Raw genomic sequence first — 19,082 nt, forward strand, 5'->3', positions numbered from 1 at the left:
AGCATTCGTGGCCCGCTGGCACCGATCCAGATCGGCGGGAAGCGTCCCTCGTAGGACTCGGTGTCCAGCCGGGCATGATTCAACCGGAAGAACCGCCCGTCGAAGTCCACCGGAGCGTCGCTGTCCCAGAGCAGGCGGATGACCTTCAGCGCTTCCTCGAAACGGCTGACGGGCAGGGCGAAGTCGAAACCGTAGGGCAGGATATTTTCGCTTTCACCGCTGCCCAGGCCCAGGATGAACCGCCCGCGGGACAGATGGTCTATGGTCAGCGCGCTTTGGGCCAGCATCGCGGGGTGGCGGCGCACCGTGTCCACAACACTGGTGGCCAGCAGCACGGTATCTGTCAGCACGGCCGCGGCGGCGGCGACCGCCATGCCGTCGAGGTGGCGATGCGGCGACGGCGATGAAGTTGCGAGGTCGGTGAACTCCGGCGTCCATAGTGCGTCGGGCCAAAAGCTCACCATGTGATCGGACAGCCAGATCGAGTGGTATCGCCCGGTATCCAGCTCGGCCAGGCCGACAGGTGCAGCGGGAGCGTGGTGCGCACGAACGCGGCCGGCGAAACCTTCACCGCGCGATCCACTCCGAGGCCAGCGCGAACTCCGACAGGTACCTGGTCGAGCTCCAACCGCCGTCGACGACGATCGTCTGCCCGTTGATGAAACTGCCACCCGGCGAGCACAGGAACGCGACGGTGCTGGCGATGTCATCGATGGTGCCCAACCGCTGATGCGGCGTCAGCTCGGTGTTGATCTTGCGGAAACGCTCGTCCTCCAAGCGCTTTTCGACCATCGGCGTCACCGTCACGCCGGGCGCGACGGCGTTGCAGCGGATGCCCGAGGCGCCGTACTGGCAGGCGATGTGAGTGGTCAGCGCGGTCAGCCCGCCTTTGGCCGCGGAGTAGGCGCCACCGCGAAGCCCGCCGACGACCGCGAACGTCGACGTGATGTTGACGATCGCCGATCCGGGCCCCATGTGCGGCAGCACCTCGCGTGCGAGCCGAAACGGCGCCCGCAGCATCAAACCCAAAAAGTAGTCCAGCGTTTCGTCGTCCGTTTCGTGCAGCGGTTTGGGGTTGCCGACTCCGGCGTTGTTGACCAGAAAATCGACGTGACCCCACCGGTCGACGGCGAGGTCGACGATGCGTCGCGGCGCATCGTCATGTGTCAGGTCGACGGCCAAAGTCGCCACCCGCGCCGGGTCGTCGATGGACCTGTGCAGCTCGGCGAGCCGGTCCTCGTCGCGGCCCGTGCCGAGGATGGCCATACCCAGCTCGGCGAGCCGCTTTGCGCATCCCAGACCGATGCCGCTGCTTGCGCCCGTGACAATTGCGACCTTCATCTCACCCATCCCCGTGGCCCAGCCTGTGTTAGAACCGCTCTGATCTGATGTTTGAGGACCTTGCCCGCGTCGTTCTTGGGCAACGCATCCCAGATGACCACCTGCTCCGGGGCCTTGAATTTCGCGACGCCCTTGCTTTTCAGCAGCGCGAGCAGGTTGGCGACATCGGGCCGGGGCTCACCGGCGGGCACGATCACCGCGCACGCCCGTTCTCCGGTTCGGTCGTCGGGCAGCCCGACGACCGCGATTTCGGCGATGCCGGGGTGGTCGGCGAGCAGATCCTCGACCTCCTTGGCCGAGATGTTCTCGCCGTTGCGGATGATGACGTCTTTGGCCCGGCCGGTCACGACAAGGTATTGGTCGTCGACCCAGCGCCCGAGATCCCCGGTGCGGAAAAACCCCTCGGCGTCAAAGCGATCGGCATCGTCTTCGGGGTGTCGGTAGCCCAGCAGCATCTGCGGGCCACGCACACAGATCTCGCCGTCACCGGCCGGCGCGACCGCGTGCGCGACGAGCTTGATCTCGGCGATCCCGGCCCGGCCGTCGGTGTCGGCGGCCCGGTCGGCCTCGTCTGGCCGGGGTGCGCCGACGGTCGCGACCGGCACCTCCGTGCAGCCATACACACGGGTGACGACCGCTCGGTCGAAATGTTCGGCGGCGCGCCGGATCAGCGACGGCGACACCGAGGCCCCGCCGCAGACGAATACCTTCAAGTCGGGCAGGCGACTGCCGGCGCGTCCGGCCGCGGACAGCAGCTGCTGCAGAAACGGTGTCGCCCCGGCCATGTGGGTGCAGCGTTCACTGTTCATCAGTGCCACCGCGACCGACGGGTCCCACCGGTCCATGAGTATCGCGGTGGTGCCCAGCAGCAGTGGGCATTCGAACGCGTATATCGACCCACCGATGTGGGCGATGGGCGACGGGACCAAAAACGCGTCCCCCGGCTCGACGTTCCACTGGTCGCGGATCTGGCAGATCAGCGCATGTATCGAATTGCTGCTGTGCAGCACGCCTTTCGGGCGGCCGGTGGTGCCTGATGTGTAGAGGACCATGCGCACGGCGTCGGGATCCAGCGCTGGCAGCTTCGTGGGATCCGGCGGGTCCTCCAGCAGCGCCGGGTACGGCGTGTGTGCACCGGATTCGCCACGCAGCACCACCACTTCGGGGGCGCGGCTCAGCGCGGCGATCACGCGTTCGAGCATCGCCGCGTAGTCATGGCCGCCGAAGCGGTGCGGGATGAAGATCGCGGCGGCTTCGGCGTCTTCGAGGATGACGCGCAGGTCGTGGTCGCGCAGCGACGGCAGGATCGGGTTCACCACCATCCCGGCCAGCGTCGACGCCAGATAGATGACGGCGGCCTCGTGCCAGTTCGGCAGCATGAACGACACGACGCTACCGGTTGGCATGCGCGCCAGCAGAGCGTTGGCCAACCCGGCGGCCTGGGCATAGAGCGTGGCGCAGTCCAGCCGAGTGTCCTTGTCCACCAAAACCGTTCGCCGCGGTGAGGTCTCCGCGGCCGCGCGCAGTGCGTCGGCCAGCGTGGTGGGAACCCACAACCCGCGCCGGTACGCCTCCGCCGTGCGCGCCGCGTCGGGGTGGGCCCGGGTCGTCACTGCCAGCTCACCTCAATCGTCATTCACGCGTCGCATGGTCATCGCATACCGAAAGCTCGACGACAGGTGGGTGTTGATCGTCACCTGCGCGATCTCGCCATCGGAGGTCTTGTATGCGCGCCGCATCTGCAGCGCGGCCGTGCCCGCCGCGACTCCGAGGCCGTCGGCCAGCTCGGCGGGAAGCAGCACCGCGGCGATCTCCTGGCGCAACTCGGCGATGCTCACGCCGAACAGGTCCTCGATCAACGGGAAAATCGGACCGGTGTGGCGCTGCAGCAGCCTGCCGACGGCGGCGAAATCGCGGTTGATGAAGTACTCCGTTCGACACAGGGGCACCTGCGCGCCGTCGGCTTGCCGGTAGCCCCGCACGGACAGCCACTGCGTGCCGGCCGGCAGGCCGGTCCGGGCGGCGAGCTCGTCGTCGATCTCCACCATCTCGTTGGACTCGATGGTCAGCCGCGCGCCGGCCGCGAACGCGAGCAGGTCGTCGATCGACATCGTTTCCTGCGCATAGGAACTGGACGCGGGCCGGGGCACTACCCGGGTGCCCGCGCGGGGCCGCGACGCGACGAGGTTGTCCTCACGCAGCCGGCGCAGCGCTTCGCGGACCGTGTAGCGGCTGACCGCGAATCGCTCACACAATTGGTGTTCGGTCGGGAGCTGCGACCCCACCGGATAGACGCCGTCGACGATCTCCTTGCGCAGCGTGCGCGCGATCTGCAGATAGCGGTGTTCGCTCGAAATGGCCTGGGACATCAGCGGCCGCCCCGCGACCGGCGCAACGCCAGGACGCTGCCGTCACCGTCGGCCGAAACGTAGAGCGTGCCGTCAGCCGCGGCGGCGACGCCGGCGAAGGGCCCCTGCGGACCCGAAAACGGCGGCATGCCTTTCAGCGGCCTGGGCACCACACCCGGCGGGGCGCCGACCGGCAGCCCCGATGCGACCGTCTGCCGCACCTTGGTGTTCAGATCGAACGCGATCAACTCCTTGGCGCCGGCGTCGACGATGTAGAGCACCCCGTCGTGCACGCAAATACCCTGCGGGCGAACCAGGTCGGCGACGACGGTGCCGACGGCCGCGGACCCGCTCACCCGCACCACCCGTCCCGCGCCGGCCTCCGCCACCAGGGACGCCCCGCCCGCGTCGACCGCGACACCGACCGGCTCACGCAGGCTCGCGGCCAGCACCTCGGTATTGCCCGACCGCAACGACAGCACCCGGCCGGTGCCCAACTCGGCGACGACCACACCGTTGGGACCGACCGCGACCCCGTAGAGCTGGTCGAGACCGTCCGCCAGCAACTCGGTTTCGTTCGCCCCCGGCCGGTAGCGGCCGACCTGGCCGCCCGAGGTCGTGACGACGAACTCGCCGGGCCCGCTCGCCGCCACGCCGCGCAGGAACCCGGGATAGCCCGGGCTGAACAACATCCCCACCGTCTGCAGCGAGCCATCGGGCAGGGCCGCATGGAAGTACGTGCCGTCGGCGACGTAGAGCCGCCCGTCGTGCCCCACGCTCAGATCCAGCGGCCAGTTCAGGCCGCCGGGCAGCACCGTATGCGTCGCACCGTCCGGTGATATCTCGGTGATCTCGCCGGTGAAGTGGGATACCAGCACCTTCTCGCCGGCAAACGTGCAGTTGTCCAGCCCCGGGCTCAGCTGCGCCAGCACCCGCCGTTCGCCGCTGCGCGGGTCGATGCGCAGCACCTGCCCGCTCGCCACCTGCGTCGAGACGATGTTGCCCCGCGGGTCGAACTTGACCGAGTCGGGCACACCGAGATCGCTTGCGACGCACTGTGGTTCGCCGCCGTCGGGATCGACGCGCCAGATCGCGTTGGCGCCCATCACCGGGAAATACAGCAGCCCGTCCGGGCCCACCTCCATCGCGTTCGGTGAGGGCACGCCGTGCAGCAGCACCTGTGGCGGCCCGCCGGTCAGGTCGAGCTCGAGCAGGCGCCCACCCTCGCGGCATTCGCCGATGAACAACCGGTCCCGATGAAAGGTGATCCCGTTGGCGGACGGAACGTCGTCGCGCAGCACCCGGGTGCGGCCGGCGGTGTCGCGCATGCTAACCCGGCCGTCCATCACCTCGGTCGCGTACAGGTTCCCACTCGCGTCGAACGCGACGTCGTCGGGCGCCACGATGTCGCCGCCTTTGGCGCTCACCGTTTCCAGTTGTCCGGTGCGGTAATCCAGCGCGCTGATCTGACTGCCGGTGACCTGCGCGATGTAGACGCGCCCGTCGGGGCCAGTGCGCAGGCCGTTGGCGCCGAACAGCCGGCTGGGGGCCGTGACCCTCTCGAGTCCCCAGCCCTCGGCGACGTCGACGGCGCGCGCGACCGCATACCGCGACGGCTGCGTTGAAATGGCCATGCTCCCGCGGAGGTCCTTCCGTCAGCAGTTTGAGCTGGACGTTATCAAGTCCTCGTAGTCCAGACAATAGCTCGCCACCAACGCTGGACCGACCTTGACAGGGGTGTCTGCCGATGGGAATAGTGTTCTCCTAGCGGCAGAACCCAATATCTTGTCCGGACAGATTTGTACCGGCGGGGAAAGCAGGTCATGGCGGATCTTCTCGGGCACCTCCTAGGACTGGAAGGCCGCGTCGTCGTGGTTTCCGGTGCCGGCGGCGGCGGCATCGGCACGAGCGTGACGGCGATGACCGCCCGCGCCGGGGCCACGGTGATCGCGGTCAGCCGGTCGAAGGAAAACCTTGACGAGCACGTCGCTCCGCTGGCCCACCAAGGCCTTCCCGTGGTGCCCGTCGCGGCGGACGCGTCGACCGACGAGGGCATCGCCGCGGTGATCGACCAGGCACGGCGCGCCGACGGGACACTCTATGGTCTGGTGAACGTCGCGGGAGGCGCCGAGCCGGCAACCTGGATGCCGTCGACACGCGTCACGCGCACCGACTGGCGCAAGATCTTCGCCGACAATCTCGAAACGGCGTTTTTCACGAGCCAGGCCGTGGCGGCCGAACTTGCTGCACATAAGCGTCCCGGGTCGATCGTGTCGATCTCGTCGATCAGCGGCATGAACACCGCGCCGTTCCACATCGCCTACGGGACAGCCAAAGCCGCGATCACCGCGATGACCCGCACGATGGCACTCGAACTGGCGTTGTCCGGAATCCGGGTGAACGCCGTGGCGCCGGGCGTGACCGAGACGGCGGCGTCGCGCACGTACGTCGACGAGGACCCGGACCGGGACCGTCAGGCGATCGCGATGGGCCGGCGGGGCCGGCCCGAGGAGCAGGCCGGCGCCATCCTTTTCCTGCTCTCTGACTTGTCGAGCTACATCACCGGCCAGACGCTGCTCGTCGACGGTGGACTGGACCTCAGATGGAGCCATCTCGGCGCCGACAACACCTCGTTGTTTCTCAAAGACGAATCCTTCCGCGCGGCCATCAGGAGGATGTGTTGACCGACCTGGCCAAAGACTCGAATCGCACAGGGGCCGAAGAACTCTCGAAGCCGATGACGATCGGCGTGGAGGCGTACATAAGCGAGGACTACGCGCGCGCCGAGCGCGACAGGCTGTGGCGAAAAGTCTGGCAGCAGGTGGGCCGCGTCGAAGAGCTGCCGGAGGTGGGCAGCTATCTGACCTACGACATCCTCGACGACTCGGTCATCGTGGTGCGCACCGGCGAGAACGAATTTCGCGCGCACCACAACGTCTGCATGCACCGGGGCCGCCGGCTGATCGATACGCCGCAGGGCGCGAAGAACGCGTGCGGCCGCGCCCGCAAGTCGTTCGTGTGCGGGTTCCACGGCTGGACGTACGGGCTGGACGGGACGTGCACCCACATCCGCGAGCAACAAGACTGGGAGGGCGCGCTGACTCCCGAGAACACCCACCTTCGGCCGGTCAGGGTCGACACCTGGGGCGGTTGGTTGTGGATCAACATGGACCCCGATTGCGAGCCGCTGGCCGACTACCTGTTTCCCGCCGCCAAGATTCTCGACCCGTTCGGCCTGGAGAACATGCGCTGCAAATGGCGGAAATGGCTGTCCTTCGACTGCAACTGGAAGGTCGCGCTGGAGGCGTTCAACGAGACCTACCACGTCTACACAACCCATCCGGAGTTCAACAAATTCGGCGAATTCAAGGGGTGGGCCAAGGCGCAGGGCAAGCACAGCAACATCGGCTACGACGCCCCGGACGATCTGGCGGCGACCAAGTCCAAGATCCGCCTCGGAACGGGCGCCGATCCCCGCATATCAACCGCGGAGATGCAGATCTACACGATGGAGGAAACCAACACCTCCACCACCGAGACGCTGGTGAACGCCGCCAAGCGGCTGGTTGACGAATTGCCCGAGGGCACAACGGCCGACAAGGTCCTCGAGTACTGGCTGGCGTCCGCGCGCCGCGACGACGAGGCCCGCGGCGTGATCTGGCCAACGATTCCGCCCGACATCCTCGGGCAGGCCGGCACCGCGTGGCAGATCTTCCCGAACTTCCAGATCGGTCAGGGTTTGACGGTCGCGCTGTGCTACGGCGCCCGGCCGGACCCGGGCTACAATCCCGACAAGTGCATCTTCGAGGTATCGGTTTTCGAACTGTTTCCCAAAGGACAAGAGCCCCAGACGGAATGGGAGTACACGCCGGTCGGAGACCCGCGGTGGCGCTCGGTCTTGCCGCAGGACTTCTCCAACATGGCGGCGGTGCAGCAGGGCATGAAATCGCTGGGCTTCCCGGGCACCAAACCCAACCCGTACCGGGAACGCAGCACCGTCAACCTTCACTACCAACTGTCGAAATACATGAGCACCGGCGAGCCGAAAGAGATTCGTTAACGGTTCCCCACGGCTAACGCCGGGGGATTTCAGGCTTCGACCTAAGTCTCGAAAGGAAAGGAGACGAGATCATCGACGCAAGTGTGGCCCCGCTCTGCCACAGCCAGGATCACCCTGGCAGCGTTCCGGTCGCGGTCTGCGGTGTAACCGCAGCTCGCGCACTGAAAAGTCCTCACCTTAAGCGACAGCCGCTTGTTTCTCGCAAAGCATTTGCTACAGGTCATCGTCGTGTACATGGGCCTGACCAACACCACCTTCCGGCCGGCCCGACGGCCATACTCGATCAACGTCCGTTTGGTAGCCGCGATCGCGGCGTCGGCCGCCTTGCGCGCCATCGTGGACTTCGTCAGGAAGGTCGGCTTGAAGTCCTCGACCGCTATCAGTCCGTGGTCGTTCACGACACGGCGTGCCCACAACCGGGCGTCGTGTTTGGCTTGCCGGGCCGCCTTCTTCTGGATTTTGCCAGCAGCCAGCTTCGCCTTCTTGTACCGCTTGGACTGCGCCCTTGCGGGTCGGTGCCGACGCGCCATAGTCCGCTGCGCTCTACCCAGCTCGCAATCGACGAACCGGCGCCGCTGCCGGTGCGGTTGGTCGTAGGCGGAATCGGTTGTCACAGCGGTAGTTGTGACTCCAAAGTCGATTCCAATACCGGTGTCGACGTCCGGCAACCCTTCGGTCTGCCGGGTGACCACGAAGCTGGCATACCAGTGTCCGAGGTTGTCGCGGTAGACGTTTACCGTCTTGGGTTGCGAGGGCAGCGCACGGGACCACACCACAGGGATAGGATGACACTTGGCCAATTCCAGTCGTCCGTCACGCACCGCGAATCCGTTGATTGTGTACTCCAGCGACGGGCGGGAGTTCTTCCGGCTCTTGGTTGTCGGCTTGCCGCGGCCTTTAACTGTGAACGAGTCGTTCAACGCGCGGGCGTAGGTTCGCAGCATCTGCTGTTGGGCGGTCTGCGAACCTGCGCGCAGCCATTCGCAGCTAGCTCGGGCGGCGGTCAGCAGTTTGGAGAGTTTGCAAAAAGTTGGCTTGCTGCCCGATTTCTCTTGGTGGACAGCTTCGTTCCACAGCCAGCGGCAGCGGTGCCATTCAGCTTCAAGCGCCGCCTCGGCTTGCTTTCCAGGGCGCAGCCGGTAGGTGTAGCGCACCGTCTCGACGATGCGGTCCGCGAGGCGAACACTCACGCCGCCACCGTATCCAGCACCACCGACAACATGATGGAAAGGAGGCAGCGGCGTTTCCTCCCCACGGCTAAAGCCGGACGCATCCACGCCGCAGGCATCTGATGACGAACTTCGACATCTGTGGGCCAACCGACGTGCCACAAGACATCGACATCGACGCGCTTCGCGAGAAGTACCTGCACGAGCGCGACAAGCGGTTGCGCCCCGAAGGGTCCAAGCAGTATTTGGAACTCACAGGCGATTTCGCCGAGTTCGCCGAAGTCGATCCCCATACACCCGTGACGCCGCGCACGCCGATCACCGAGGACATCGAGGTAGCGGTTCTCGGCGGTGGCATCGCCGGCCTGCTGGCGGGCGCCTACCTGAAGAAGTCCGGCGTCGATGACGTGCACATCATCGAGATGGGCGGGGACGTCGGAGGCGTCTGGTATTGGAACCGCTTCCCCGGAATCCAGTGCGACAACGACGCGTACTGCTACATTCCGATGCTCGAAGAGCTCGACTTCATGCCGAGCAAGAAGTTCGCCGACGGGGCGGAGATCTACGAGCATTGCCGCCGCATCGCCAAACATTTCGGGCTTTACGACGGCGCGATCTTCTCTACTCAGGTGCGCACGGTGCGCTGGGACGACTCGATCAACCGCTGGCGGCTACGGACGAATCGCGGGGACGACATTCGCGCCCGCTTCGTGGTGATGACGCAGGGCTCGTACAACCGGCCGAAGTTGCCCGGGATCCGCGGTATCCAGGACTTCAAGGGCCACGTCTTCCACTCGGCGCGTTGGGACTACGACTACACCGGCGGCGACGCCAACGGCCGCCTGCACAAGCTTGCCGACAAGCGGGTCGCCCTCGTCGGCACTGGGGCGACGGGTGTTCAGCTGGTTCCCCACCTGGGTCGGGATGCCCAGCATCTGTATGTGTTTCAGCGGACACCGTCATCGGTGGACGAGCGCGGAAACGAGCCCACGAACCCGGACTGGGTGAAGTCGCTGCAGCCCGGGTGGCAGGCGGAGCGCAAGCGCAATTTCCATCGGTGGTCGCCGTTCGAGGGCGTGGTGTTCGATGCGGCGGACCAGGTTTGCGACTTCTGGACCGAGCTGGGACGCAACATGACCGCGCGGATCGCCGCCAGTGACGACCCCGCGTCGTTGGGGATAGAGCAGATCATGGCGATCCGCGAGGAGGAAGACTACAAGATCATGGAGCGGCTGCGGCGCCGGATCGCCGACATCGTCGAGGACCCCGATACCGCCGAGGCGCTCAAGCCGTACTACCGGTTCCTTTGCAAGCGGCCGTGCTCGAGTGACGAATACCTGCCGACCTTCAACAATCCCAATGTCACGTTGGTCGACGTGTCGGAGTCAAAGGGGGTGGAGAGGCTCACGGAGGACGGCATAGTCGCCAACGGCATTGAGTACGAGGTCGATTGCGTGATCTTCGCGAGCGGCTTCGAGATCTCCACCGAGATCAGCCGTCGTTACGCGATGGAGGCGATCGAAGGCCGCGACGGCCTTTCGCTCTTCGATCACTGGCGCGACAGCTACAAGACGCTGCACGGCATGACCACTCGCGGCTTCCCCAACCAGTTCCACACCGGTTTCCTCCAGGGCGGCGTTTCGGCCAACACCACCGCGATGTTTGAGCAGCAGGCCGAACACATCGCCCACATCATTTCCGAAGCCATCAAGCGCGGCGCCACCACCGTCGAACCCAGCCAGGAGGGTCAGGACGACTGGGTTGCCACGATCCGGGAACTCGCCATCGACAACTCGGCGTTCGAAGTTACCTGCACGCCTGGCTATTACAACAACGAGGGCGGCGGAGGCGGAGAGGGCATCCGCTCCTTCCTCGGGGAGCCCTACTCGCCCGGTTTCTACGCGTTCGACGACCTGCTGAGGGAATGGCGTGTCAAGGGTGATCTGAATGGCCTGGTGCTCGGAACTTAGATGGCGGATCTGAGATTCGACGGGCACGTCGCCGTCATCACCGGGGCCGGCCGAGGCCTCGGCCGCTGCTACGCCCTGTTGCTGGCGTCACGGGGCGCGAAGGTCGTCGTCAACGATCCGGGCGGCGGCCTCACGGGTGACGGCACCGACGCGGGTCCCGCCGGCGAGGTCGTGCGCGAGATCGTCACCGCCGGTGGTCAAGCCGTCGCCAGCACCGACTCGGTGGCCACCGCGGCCGGCGGCAAGGCGATCATCGACACGGCACTCGACGCCTACGGCCGCGTCGACATCCTCATCCACAACGCCGGGATCGTGCGCCGCGCATCGCTGAAAGAGATGAGCTACCAGGACTTCGACGCGGTGCTCGATGTTCACCTGCGCGGCGCATTCCATGTGCTGCGGCCCGCGTTCCCGGTGATGTGCGACGCGGGCTACGGGCGCATCGTGCTCACGTCGTCGATCGGCGGACTGTACGGCAACCACAATGTGGCCAACTACGCGGCCGCCAAGGCCGGCGTGATAGGGCTGTCGAATGTCGCCGCGCTCGAAGGCGCGGCCGAGGGCGTGGCGTGCAACGTGATCGTGCCGGCCGCGCTGACGAGAATGGCCGCCGGCATCGACACCTCGGCCTACCCACCGATGGACCCCGAACTCGTTGCGCCCGCGGTGGGCTGGCTCGCCCACGAAAGCTGTTCGGTCACCGGGGAGGTGTTCATCGCGCTGGCGGGCCGGGTGGCGCGGGCGGTCATCGCCGAAAGCCCCGGCGTGCATCGGCCGGCGTGGACGGTCGAGGACGTTGGCGAGCAAATCGATGCGATTCGAAACATCGAGGCGCCGCTGGTCTTTCCGGTGGTTCCCGACGGTCATGGCCAGCACATCCGCTACAGCTTCGACCTCGCACACCGTTCCGGCGATCGGGGCGTGCTCCGTGGCTAGCCGGGCGGGCCCGCTCGCCGGTGTGCGGGTCATCGACCTCACCGCAATGGTGATGGGACCGTACTGCACGCAGATCATGGCCGACATGGGCGCCGACGTGATCAAAGTCGAGCCGCCCCAAGGCGATAACACCCGCTACATCTCGGTCGGCCCCGCACCGGGCATGAGCGGGGTGTTCGTCAACGTCAACCGCGGCAAGCGCAGCGTCGTCCTGGACCTGCACACCGACGCCGGAACGCACGCACTGCGGGCGCTCGTCGAGACCGCGGACGTGTTCATCCACTCCATGCGCGCCAAGGCGATCGCCAGGCTCGGCTTCGCCTACGACGACGTCGCCGCGATCAACCCGGCGATCGTCTACACCAATTGCTACGGGTACGGGCGCCGCGGCCCCGAGCGGGACCGGCCCGCTTACGACGACACGATTCAGGCCGAGTGCGGCCTGCCCGCGGTGCAACAGCAGCTGACCGGCGAGGCCGACTACGTCGGAACCATCATGGCCGACAAGGTCGCCGGGTTGACGGCGCTCTACGCGACGACCATGGCGTTGTACCACCGCGAGCGCACCGGCGACGGTCAAGAAGTCGAGGTCGCCATGTTCGAAACCATGGCCTCGTTCATGCTCGTCGAACACGCCAACGGTGCTCTGTTCGACCCGCCCCTGGGGCCGGCGGTGTATCCGCGCACCGTGGCACCCAACCGTCGTCCGTATCGCACCAGTGACGGCCACATCGCCGCATTGATCTACAACGACAAGCACTGGAACGCGTTCGTCGACGCCGTGCGGCCGCCGTGGGCCGGTGAGCTGTATTCGACGCTGGAACAGCGCGCGCGCCAGATCGACGCCGTCTACGGGTTGGTGGCCGAGACCCTGAAACAGCGGTCGAGCGACGAATGGCTAACGCTGTTCCGCGAGCTCGAGATACCGGCGGCCCCATTGAATACGCCCGGCGCGCTGTTCGACGATCCGCATCTCAACGCCGTCGGCATGTTCGAGACCGTGGATACCCCGCACGGCCCGGTGCGCTTCCCGGGCGTACCCACCTGGTTCTCCCGGACACCGGGTCGGGTTGCGGGCCCGGCGCCGGAGCTCGGAGCCGACACCGCGGAAGTGCTCGCCGAACTTGGCGCGAGCAGACGCAAAATCCCCCGAAATGGGCCGTCAGAGGGGGCTTTTGTGTCTGCTCGCGAGGCAAAGGAGTTCTAACCATGGCTGTGCCCGTCTACAAACGCATCCTCGACCTGTTCGAGGCCGAAGGTGTGAAGATCTTGTTCGGAATCCCGGACCCGAACTTCGTGCACATGTTCCTCGAGGCGGAGTCGCGCGGCTGGTCCGTGGTCTCGCCCCACCACGAAGAGAGCGCCGGGTTCATGGCAGAAGCCGTGTCGCGGATGACGGGCAAGCCCGGCTTGTGCATCGGCACGCTGGGGCCGGGAGTCGCCAACATCGCCGGGGCGATGATGTGCGCCAAGGTGGAGAACTCGCCGGTCATCTTCCTCGGCGGCCAACGGGCCCGCATCACCGAACGGCGGGTCCGGCGCGGGCGCATCCAATTCGTTCGCCAGGAAGCGCTTTTCGCGCCAGCGGTGAAGTATAGCGCGTCAATAGAGTATGCCGACCAGACCGACGAGATCGTGCGGGAGGCGCTTCGGCGCGCGATGTCGACGACGCCCGGCCCGGCCTACATCGAGTTCCCATCCCATGTGATCCTGGAGGAGTTGAACGTCCCAGATCCCCAGCCTCCCAGCGCGTACCGCCTCGCCAACCACGGGGCCGGCGCGCGGGAGATCGCCGAGGCGGCCAGGCTGGTGCGCGAGGCGCAGACCCCGATCCTGTTGGTAGGACACGGAGTCCACACGTCGCGCACCGGTGCAGCGGTCCGGGAACTGGCCGAGCTGATGGCCTGTCCGGTGATCCAGACATCCGGTGGCACGTCGTTCATTCCGGGCCTGGAAGATCGCACCTTCCCCTACGGCTTTTCGTCCGCGGCGGTCGAGGCCGTGGTCGCGTCGGACCTGTGCATCGCGCTGGGCACGGAACTCGGCGAGCCGGTTCATTACGGCAAAACGCGCCACTGGGCGCAGAACAACGCCACCCGCAAGTGGATCTACGTCGAGCAGGACCCCATGGCGATCGGCGTCAACCGGCCGGTAGACGTGCCGCTGGTGGGAGACCTGCGTGGCGTGGTGCCCCAGCTCGTCGACGCGTTGAAGGACAGCCCGCGTTCGCCGTCGGCCGAGCTTGCGCGCTGGATCAAACAGGATGCCGACCAGCTTGCCGAACTGGCCGAGGCAGCGCCGAGCGGCCGGACCCCGATCCACCCCGCACGCTTCGTGGTCGAGGCCACCAAAGCCTTTCCGGCCGAGGGCATCATGGTCCGCGACGGCGGCGCGACGGTCATCTTCCAATGGACCTATTCGCTGGCCAAACCGCACGACGTCATCTGGAACCAGAACTTCGGCCACCTCGGCACCGGCCTGCCCTATGCCGTCGGCGCGTCGGTCGCCGACGGCGGCAAGCGGCCGGTGATGCTGCTGACCAGCGACTCCTCGTTCATGTTCCACATCGCCGAGCTGGAGACCGCCGCACGTCAAAAGCTGCCGCTGGTCTGCGTCGTCGGCGTCGACCACCAGTGGGGTCTCGAGGTCGGCGTCTACAAGCGCACCTTCGACCAGCCGTCACCGCAGCCCGGCGTGCACTGGAGCAAGGACGTGCGCTTCGACAAGATCGCCGAAGGCTTCGGCTGCCACGGCGAATACGTCGAGAAGGAAGAGGAGATCGGTCCGGCGATCAAACGCGCTTATGCCAGCGGACGCACAGCCGTCGTGCACGTCTGCATCGACCCGAAGGCCAACTCCGAGGAGATGCCGAACTACGGCGAATTCCGCACCTGGTACGCAGAAGGCACCCAGTAAGAAAAGGAGCAGTCATGCGCGACTACCTGAAGTTCTACATCGACGGACGCTGGGTCGACCCGCTGCGGCCCAACACCTTTGACGTCGAGAACCCAGCGACCGAGCAGGTCTCCGGGAGGATCTCGCTCGGCTCGGCCGCCGACGTCGACGTGGCGGTCAACGCCGCCCGACGCGCCTTCGCCGGCTGGTCGCAGAGCAATCGCGAACAGCGCCTCGATCTACTGGAGGCGATCCTGGCCGAATACGGCAAGCGCGCGGGCGATCTCGCGGATGCGGTCACCGAGGAAATGGGTGCGCCGCCCTCGCTGGCCGCGGGCCCGCAGGTTCAGCTCGGGCTCGGCCACCTGGTGACGGCGATCGACGTGCTGAAGAACTTCCCCTTCGAAGAACAACACGGGGCGACGCTGATCGCCAGGGAGCCCATCGGCGTCTGCGGGTTGATCACGCCGTGGAACTGGCCGCTCAACCAGATCGCGGTCAAGGTGTACCCGGCGTTGGCAACCGGGTGCACGATGATCCTGAAACCGTCCGAGGTGGCGCCCTTCTCGGCCTACGTCTTCACCGAGATCCTCGATGCCGCGGGCGTGCCGGCCGGGGTGTACAACCTCGTCAACGGTGACGGCCCCGGGGTCGGCGTCGCACTGGCGAGCCATCCCGACATCGACATGGTGTCGTTCACTGGGTCGACGCGCGCCGGTGTCGAGGTGGCCAGGAATGCCGCCCCGACGGTGAAGCGGGTGACGCAGGAGCTTGGCGGCAAGAGCCCCAACATCGTCCTCGACGACGCGGGCTTTGCCGACAGCGTCCGCGCCGGCGTGGTCAACATGATGCCGAACACCGGGCAGAGTTGTAACGCCCCGTCGCGCATGCTGGTCCCGAATTCCCGGATGGCCGAGGCCATCGGCATCGCCCGCGCGGTCGCCGAGCACGTGAAGGTGGGCGACCCGCAAGACAAGACGGCGATCGGACCGGTGGCCTCGAGGGCGCAATTCGAGAAGGTCCAGGGCCTGATCCAGAAGGGCATCGACGAGGGCGCGACCGTCGTCGCCGGCGGCCTGGGCCGGCCGGCGGGGCTGGACCAGGGTTACTACGTCAAGCCGACCGTGTTCGCCGACGTCAGCAACGACATGACGATCGCGCGCGAGGAGATCTTCGGTCCGGTGCTGTGCATCCTCGGCTACGACGACATCGATCAGGCCGTCCAGATCGCCAACGACACCGATTATGGCCTGGCCGGCTATGTCTCGGGAGCCGACCTCGACAGGGCCCGCGAGGTGGCCCGCAAGATCCGTGCGGGATGGGTGACGATCAACCACGCCTTCGACATGAACTCGGCGTTCGGCGGCTACAAGCACAGCGGCAACGGTCGGGAGTGGAGCGAGTTCGGCTTCCACGAATATTTAGAGGTCAAGAGCACCTTGGGCTACGCGCCCTGACGGGCCGGGGCGCCAGCAGGGAGGTCGCAATGAGGTGTCGTGCCGCCGTGATCCGCGGGGTTGGCAGGGACTGGGAGATCCACGAGATCGATCTCGATCCGCCCCGCAGCGGTGAAGTCCTGGTGCGGATGGCGGTTGCCGGAGTTTGTCACTCCGACGACCACTTGTTCACCGGCGATGTAGTGCCCACCCCGGAGGCGCTGGCCGCGAGCGGTCAACCCGCGCCGGACTGGTTCCCGCTGCTCGGCGGGCACGAGGGTGCGGGTGTCGTCGCCGAGATCGGACCGGGCGTGACGACGGTGCGGCCGGGGGACCGCGTGGCGCTTTCGTTCATTCCCGCATGCGGAAATTGCCGGTTCTGCGTGAACGGTCAAAGCTACATCTGCGATATCGGTGCGAGCCTGTTCGTGCGGGAGATGCCCACCGACGGGACGTGCCGCAGGCATCTCGGCAACGAAAACCTCCTGGCGTATGGCCAACTCGGCACGTTCGCCGAATACGCGGTGCTGTCGGAAAGGTCCGTCATCAAGATCGACGACGCGATCCCGTTCCATGCCGCCTCACTCGTGTCGTGCGGTGTGAGCACCGGCTGGGGCTCCGCGACGATATCGGCGGGCACCGAACCCGGCGACACAGTCGTCGTGATCGGCACCGGTGGGGTCGGGATGAACGCCTTGCAAGGTGCGCGCGCCGTCGGCGCGAAATATGTCATCGCGGTGGATCCGGTTGATTCCAAGCGGGATTCGGCCAAGTTCTTCGGTGCCACGCACACCGCCGCTTGCGCCGAGGCGGCGATCCCCCTGGTCAAGGAGATCACCGCCGGCGTCATGGCCGACCGGGTCGTCGTCTGTCCCGGCGTGGTGCATGTGGACTTGATCCCGTTGGCGATGGCGCTGCTTCGCAAGGGCGGGATATGCGTGCTCACCGGCATCACTCCGTTCACCGAGCCGCCGGTTCCGTTGGTCCTGCAGGAGATGACGTTGTCGGCCAAGCAACTCAGGGGAGCGCTCTACGGGGGGATGAATCCGCGCACGAGCGTGCCGATGCTGTTGTCGCTGTATCAGGCCGGCGCGTTGAAACTCGATGAGCTGGTCACTCGGCACTACCGGCTCGACGAGATCAACGAGGCATTCGCGGACCTGCGCGAGGGTCGCAACATTCGCGGGATCATCGAGTTCACCGGCCCGTAGTCACCGTTCAGCCGGATTCGAAGTGACGCCGGATGCCCGCGAGCATTTCGATGTGCGCCTTGACCGCCTCGCGCGTGGTGACCGGGGCCAGCGGCCGGGGTGCGGCGATCCGTATCCGCTCGGTGATCCGGGTGCCGCCGTCGCTCGCAGCGAAGCTCACCGCTCCGCGCAGCCGCACCCCCGGTGACTGGTCGGCCTCGGTCGTCACGTCGCCGTCGGCGCGGACGTGCAGCCGCGCCCGGTAGGTGATCCGCATCCTGAACGGCCCCAACGGGATCCGGTCCACCACCTGGTAGCTCTGCACGTAACCGTCCGGCGTTTCGGTGCGCGACGTGGCCTGCACGGACACGATCAGCGGGTGCACGAGCTTGATGTTGTCCAGATCCACGTAGAAATCGCGGACGTCGACCGGCGGCGCGGGCACCTGCTCTGACAGCGTTCGCTCGGCACGCGCGACCCACCAGCTCACCGGGACGACTCCGCGACGAGAACACCTGTGCGCCATATGAACATCAGTGCGTTGATGGCGATCAGGAGGGTGCGCGGCCGCCGCATCCTGCGGGCGCCCCGCACGCACTCCGCACACGGGTGGCCGACCGCGGCGGTGCGCATGCAGTCCACGCAGATGCAGCGGTCGCAGCAGCGGGGGTGGGTGCCACGACCGGGATGCCGGTAGCAACTCGGGGCCGCGGCCGGCGACTCCGGCGCGCTGGCTGCGCTCATCGCACCATTCTCGCCCGCGTCGCGCTATTGCTCGGCATTTTCCAGACCGCCGCGGTGCCCTAATGTGTTTCCCGTGGAGTCACCGAGGTGACGGGAGCCGGCGCCGGCGTTGTCGAGCGCTACCTGGACTGCCTGGCCGGACACGATTGGGACGGCCTGGCCGCGACGATTGCCGACGAAGGCCTGGTCCGCGAGGGGCCGTTCTGCGACGTCGTCGAGGGCAAGCAGCACTACGTCGCCTACCTGCGCAAGGTGTGCACCAATCTCCAGGGCCACCGGCTGGAGGTGCAGCGGGTTTCGCACGTCGACTCCCGGGTGTCATACGCCGAGTTGACCGAGGCGTTCGAGATCGACGGCGTCGTCGCGACGTGGCCCGAATGCATCGTTTTCGAGCAAGGCGACGACGGCCTGATCCTTCACGTCAGCGTGTTCTTCAAGCAACCCGGGCGCGACACCACGTAGCGGTCTATTCCCTCCTTCACTGAATTGACCTAACGTGTCATGGATGGAGGCAGACGGAACACCGGAGTCGGTGCCGGTCGAGAAATTGCACTCGGGCGACCCGATCACCGATTGCGGTCAGCGATACATAGTCCTCGAATCGAAAACTGTCAGCGACAGCTGCGTGGTTCTCGAGCTCGAGTCCAGGGTGGATCACCAGCTGCAGGTGATCGAGAAGTCCTTCCCGGCGGGCTACCAGGTCGGTAGGGCGAACCACCGGATTCTGTAGCCGAATTTCCGCAGCCACCAATGCGCGAGTAGCCGGTCGACGGCTACCGCGCATTTGTGTTTTGGCACCCAATAACTCGGAAGCGCTCGAAATGTCTTTTCCGCCAATGCGCTTCGGCGGCCCCGGCATCCCGACCCGGACCCCCCGTACCGCCATGATGCCGACGCGTGATCGTTCTCCCAGGTTTGGTCGGGCTCCGACCCGGTAACCTTTCTTCCAGGAAGCGATTGCACCCCTGGCAACCGAGCGAATCCCGACGCGCC

Annotated in this window: 17 protein-coding genes and 1 pseudogene; 10 read left to right on the forward strand and 8 right to left on the reverse strand. The window is 66.5% G+C overall.

Annotation, left to right across the window (positions count from 1 at the left end; all coding sequences use genetic code 11):
• The 5 genes and pseudogenes from VMD50_RS05115 to VMD50_RS05135 form a co-directional block, all read right to left on the reverse strand.
• Positions 1 to 571 (reverse strand): annotated as a pseudogene (locus tag VMD50_RS05115) (LLM class flavin-dependent oxidoreductase); the annotation flags it as partial.
• The gene (locus VMD50_RS05120) at positions 568 to 1,350 is read right to left on the reverse strand and encodes an SDR family NAD(P)-dependent oxidoreductase (RefSeq protein ID WP_325425497.1); all 783 of its coding nucleotides are present in this window, start codon (positions 1,348 to 1,350) and stop codon (positions 568 to 570) included. The pseudogene VMD50_RS05115 and the gene VMD50_RS05120, both read right to left, overlap by 4 nt.
• Entirely contained in the window at positions 1,338 to 2,954 is a 1,617-nt protein-coding gene (locus VMD50_RS05125) for an AMP-binding protein (protein WP_325425499.1), read from the reverse strand. The genes VMD50_RS05120 and VMD50_RS05125 overlap by 13 nt, the downstream gene beginning before the upstream one ends.
• A gap of 12 nt (positions 2,955 to 2,966) precedes the next feature.
• Entirely contained in the window at positions 2,967 to 3,710 is a 744-nt protein-coding gene (locus VMD50_RS05130; protein ID WP_325425500.1) for a GntR family transcriptional regulator, read from the reverse strand.
• A complete protein-coding gene (locus tag VMD50_RS05135; protein ID WP_325425502.1) occupies positions 3,710 to 5,323 on the reverse strand; it encodes a Vgb family protein in 1,614 nt (537 codons plus the stop codon). Before VMD50_RS05135 ends, VMD50_RS05130 begins: the two co-directional genes overlap by 1 nt.
• A gap of 189 nt (positions 5,324 to 5,512) precedes the next feature.
• Here VMD50_RS05135 and VMD50_RS05140 point away from each other — a divergent pair, with 189 nt between their 5' ends.
• Entirely contained in the window at positions 5,513 to 6,373 is an 861-nt protein-coding gene (locus tag VMD50_RS05140; RefSeq protein WP_325425504.1) for an SDR family NAD(P)-dependent oxidoreductase, read from the forward strand.
• On the forward strand, positions 6,370 to 7,749 hold the full coding sequence (locus tag VMD50_RS05145) for an aromatic ring-hydroxylating oxygenase subunit alpha (protein WP_325425506.1): 1,380 nt from the start codon (positions 6,370 to 6,372) through the stop codon (positions 7,747 to 7,749). Before VMD50_RS05140 ends, VMD50_RS05145 begins: the two co-directional genes overlap by 4 nt.
• Before the next feature lie 41 nt (positions 7,750 to 7,790).
• On the opposite strand, the gene VMD50_RS05150 is transcribed toward VMD50_RS05145, so the two are convergent.
• Complete coding sequence (locus VMD50_RS05150; RefSeq protein WP_325425508.1) at positions 7,791 to 8,939, reverse strand: RNA-guided endonuclease InsQ/TnpB family protein; 1,149 nt, start codon at positions 8,937 to 8,939, stop codon at positions 7,791 to 7,793.
• 101 nt (positions 8,940 to 9,040) lie between these two features.
• Between VMD50_RS05150 and VMD50_RS05155 the strand changes: the two genes are divergently transcribed.
• Genes VMD50_RS05155 through VMD50_RS05180 form a run of 6 tightly spaced genes read left to right on the forward strand, consistent with a single transcriptional unit; the run spans position 9,041 to position 17,366 of the window.
• Positions 9,041 to 10,888, forward strand: coding sequence for a flavin-containing monooxygenase (locus VMD50_RS05155; RefSeq protein WP_325425510.1), 1,848 nt, complete (start codon positions 9,041 to 9,043; stop codon positions 10,886 to 10,888).
• Positions 10,889 to 11,824: an SDR family NAD(P)-dependent oxidoreductase gene (locus VMD50_RS05160; RefSeq protein WP_325425511.1), complete on the forward strand. Its 936-nt coding sequence runs from the start codon at positions 10,889 to 10,891 to the stop codon at positions 11,822 to 11,824.
• Positions 11,817 to 13,031: a CaiB/BaiF CoA transferase family protein gene (locus VMD50_RS05165; RefSeq protein ID WP_325425513.1), complete on the forward strand. Its 1,215-nt coding sequence runs from the start codon at positions 11,817 to 11,819 to the stop codon at positions 13,029 to 13,031. The genes VMD50_RS05160 and VMD50_RS05165 overlap by 8 nt, the downstream gene beginning before the upstream one ends.
• A 2-nt stretch (positions 13,032 to 13,033) precedes the next feature.
• Positions 13,034 to 14,740 (forward strand): thiamine pyrophosphate-binding protein, encoded by a 1,707-nt coding sequence (locus VMD50_RS05170; RefSeq protein ID WP_325425514.1) that lies wholly within the window; start codon positions 13,034 to 13,036, stop codon positions 14,738 to 14,740.
• A 14-nt stretch (positions 14,741 to 14,754) separates the two neighbouring features.
• The gene (locus tag VMD50_RS05175; protein WP_325425516.1) at positions 14,755 to 16,176 is read left to right on the forward strand and encodes an aldehyde dehydrogenase family protein; all 1,422 of its coding nucleotides are present in this window, start codon (positions 14,755 to 14,757) and stop codon (positions 16,174 to 16,176) included.
• Between the two features lie 47 nt (positions 16,177 to 16,223).
• Entirely contained in the window at positions 16,224 to 17,366 is a 1,143-nt protein-coding gene (locus VMD50_RS05180; protein WP_325425602.1) for an NDMA-dependent alcohol dehydrogenase, read from the forward strand.
• 7 nt (positions 17,367 to 17,373) lie between these two features.
• On the opposite strand, the gene VMD50_RS05185 is transcribed toward VMD50_RS05180, so the two are convergent.
• Both VMD50_RS05185 and VMD50_RS05190 read right to left on the reverse strand, forming a co-directional pair.
• Positions 17,374 to 17,835 carry an SRPBCC family protein gene (locus tag VMD50_RS05185; protein WP_325425518.1) on the reverse strand — a complete coding sequence of 154 codons (462 nt, stop codon included), beginning with the start codon at positions 17,833 to 17,835 and terminating at the stop codon, positions 17,374 to 17,376.
• Positions 17,832 to 18,089: a hypothetical protein gene (locus VMD50_RS05190; protein WP_414686003.1), complete on the reverse strand. Its 258-nt coding sequence runs from the start codon at positions 18,087 to 18,089 to the stop codon at positions 17,832 to 17,834. Before VMD50_RS05190 ends, VMD50_RS05185 begins: the two co-directional genes overlap by 4 nt.
• Before the next feature lie 87 nt (positions 18,090 to 18,176).
• Here VMD50_RS05190 and VMD50_RS05195 point away from each other — a divergent pair, with 87 nt between their 5' ends.
• Complete coding sequence (locus tag VMD50_RS05195) at positions 18,177 to 18,551, forward strand: nuclear transport factor 2 family protein (RefSeq protein WP_325425520.1); 375 nt, start codon at positions 18,177 to 18,179, stop codon at positions 18,549 to 18,551.
• Positions 18,552 to 18,594: 43 nt separating this feature from the next.
• Entirely contained in the window at positions 18,595 to 18,819 is a 225-nt protein-coding gene (locus VMD50_RS05200; RefSeq protein ID WP_325425522.1) for a hypothetical protein, read from the forward strand.
• Positions 18,820 to 19,082 lie beyond the last annotated feature (263 nt).

Origin of the sequence: Mycobacterium sp., assembly GCF_035506235.1 — a bacterium.
GTDB lineage: Bacteria > Actinomycetota > Actinomycetes > Mycobacteriales > Mycobacteriaceae > Mycobacterium.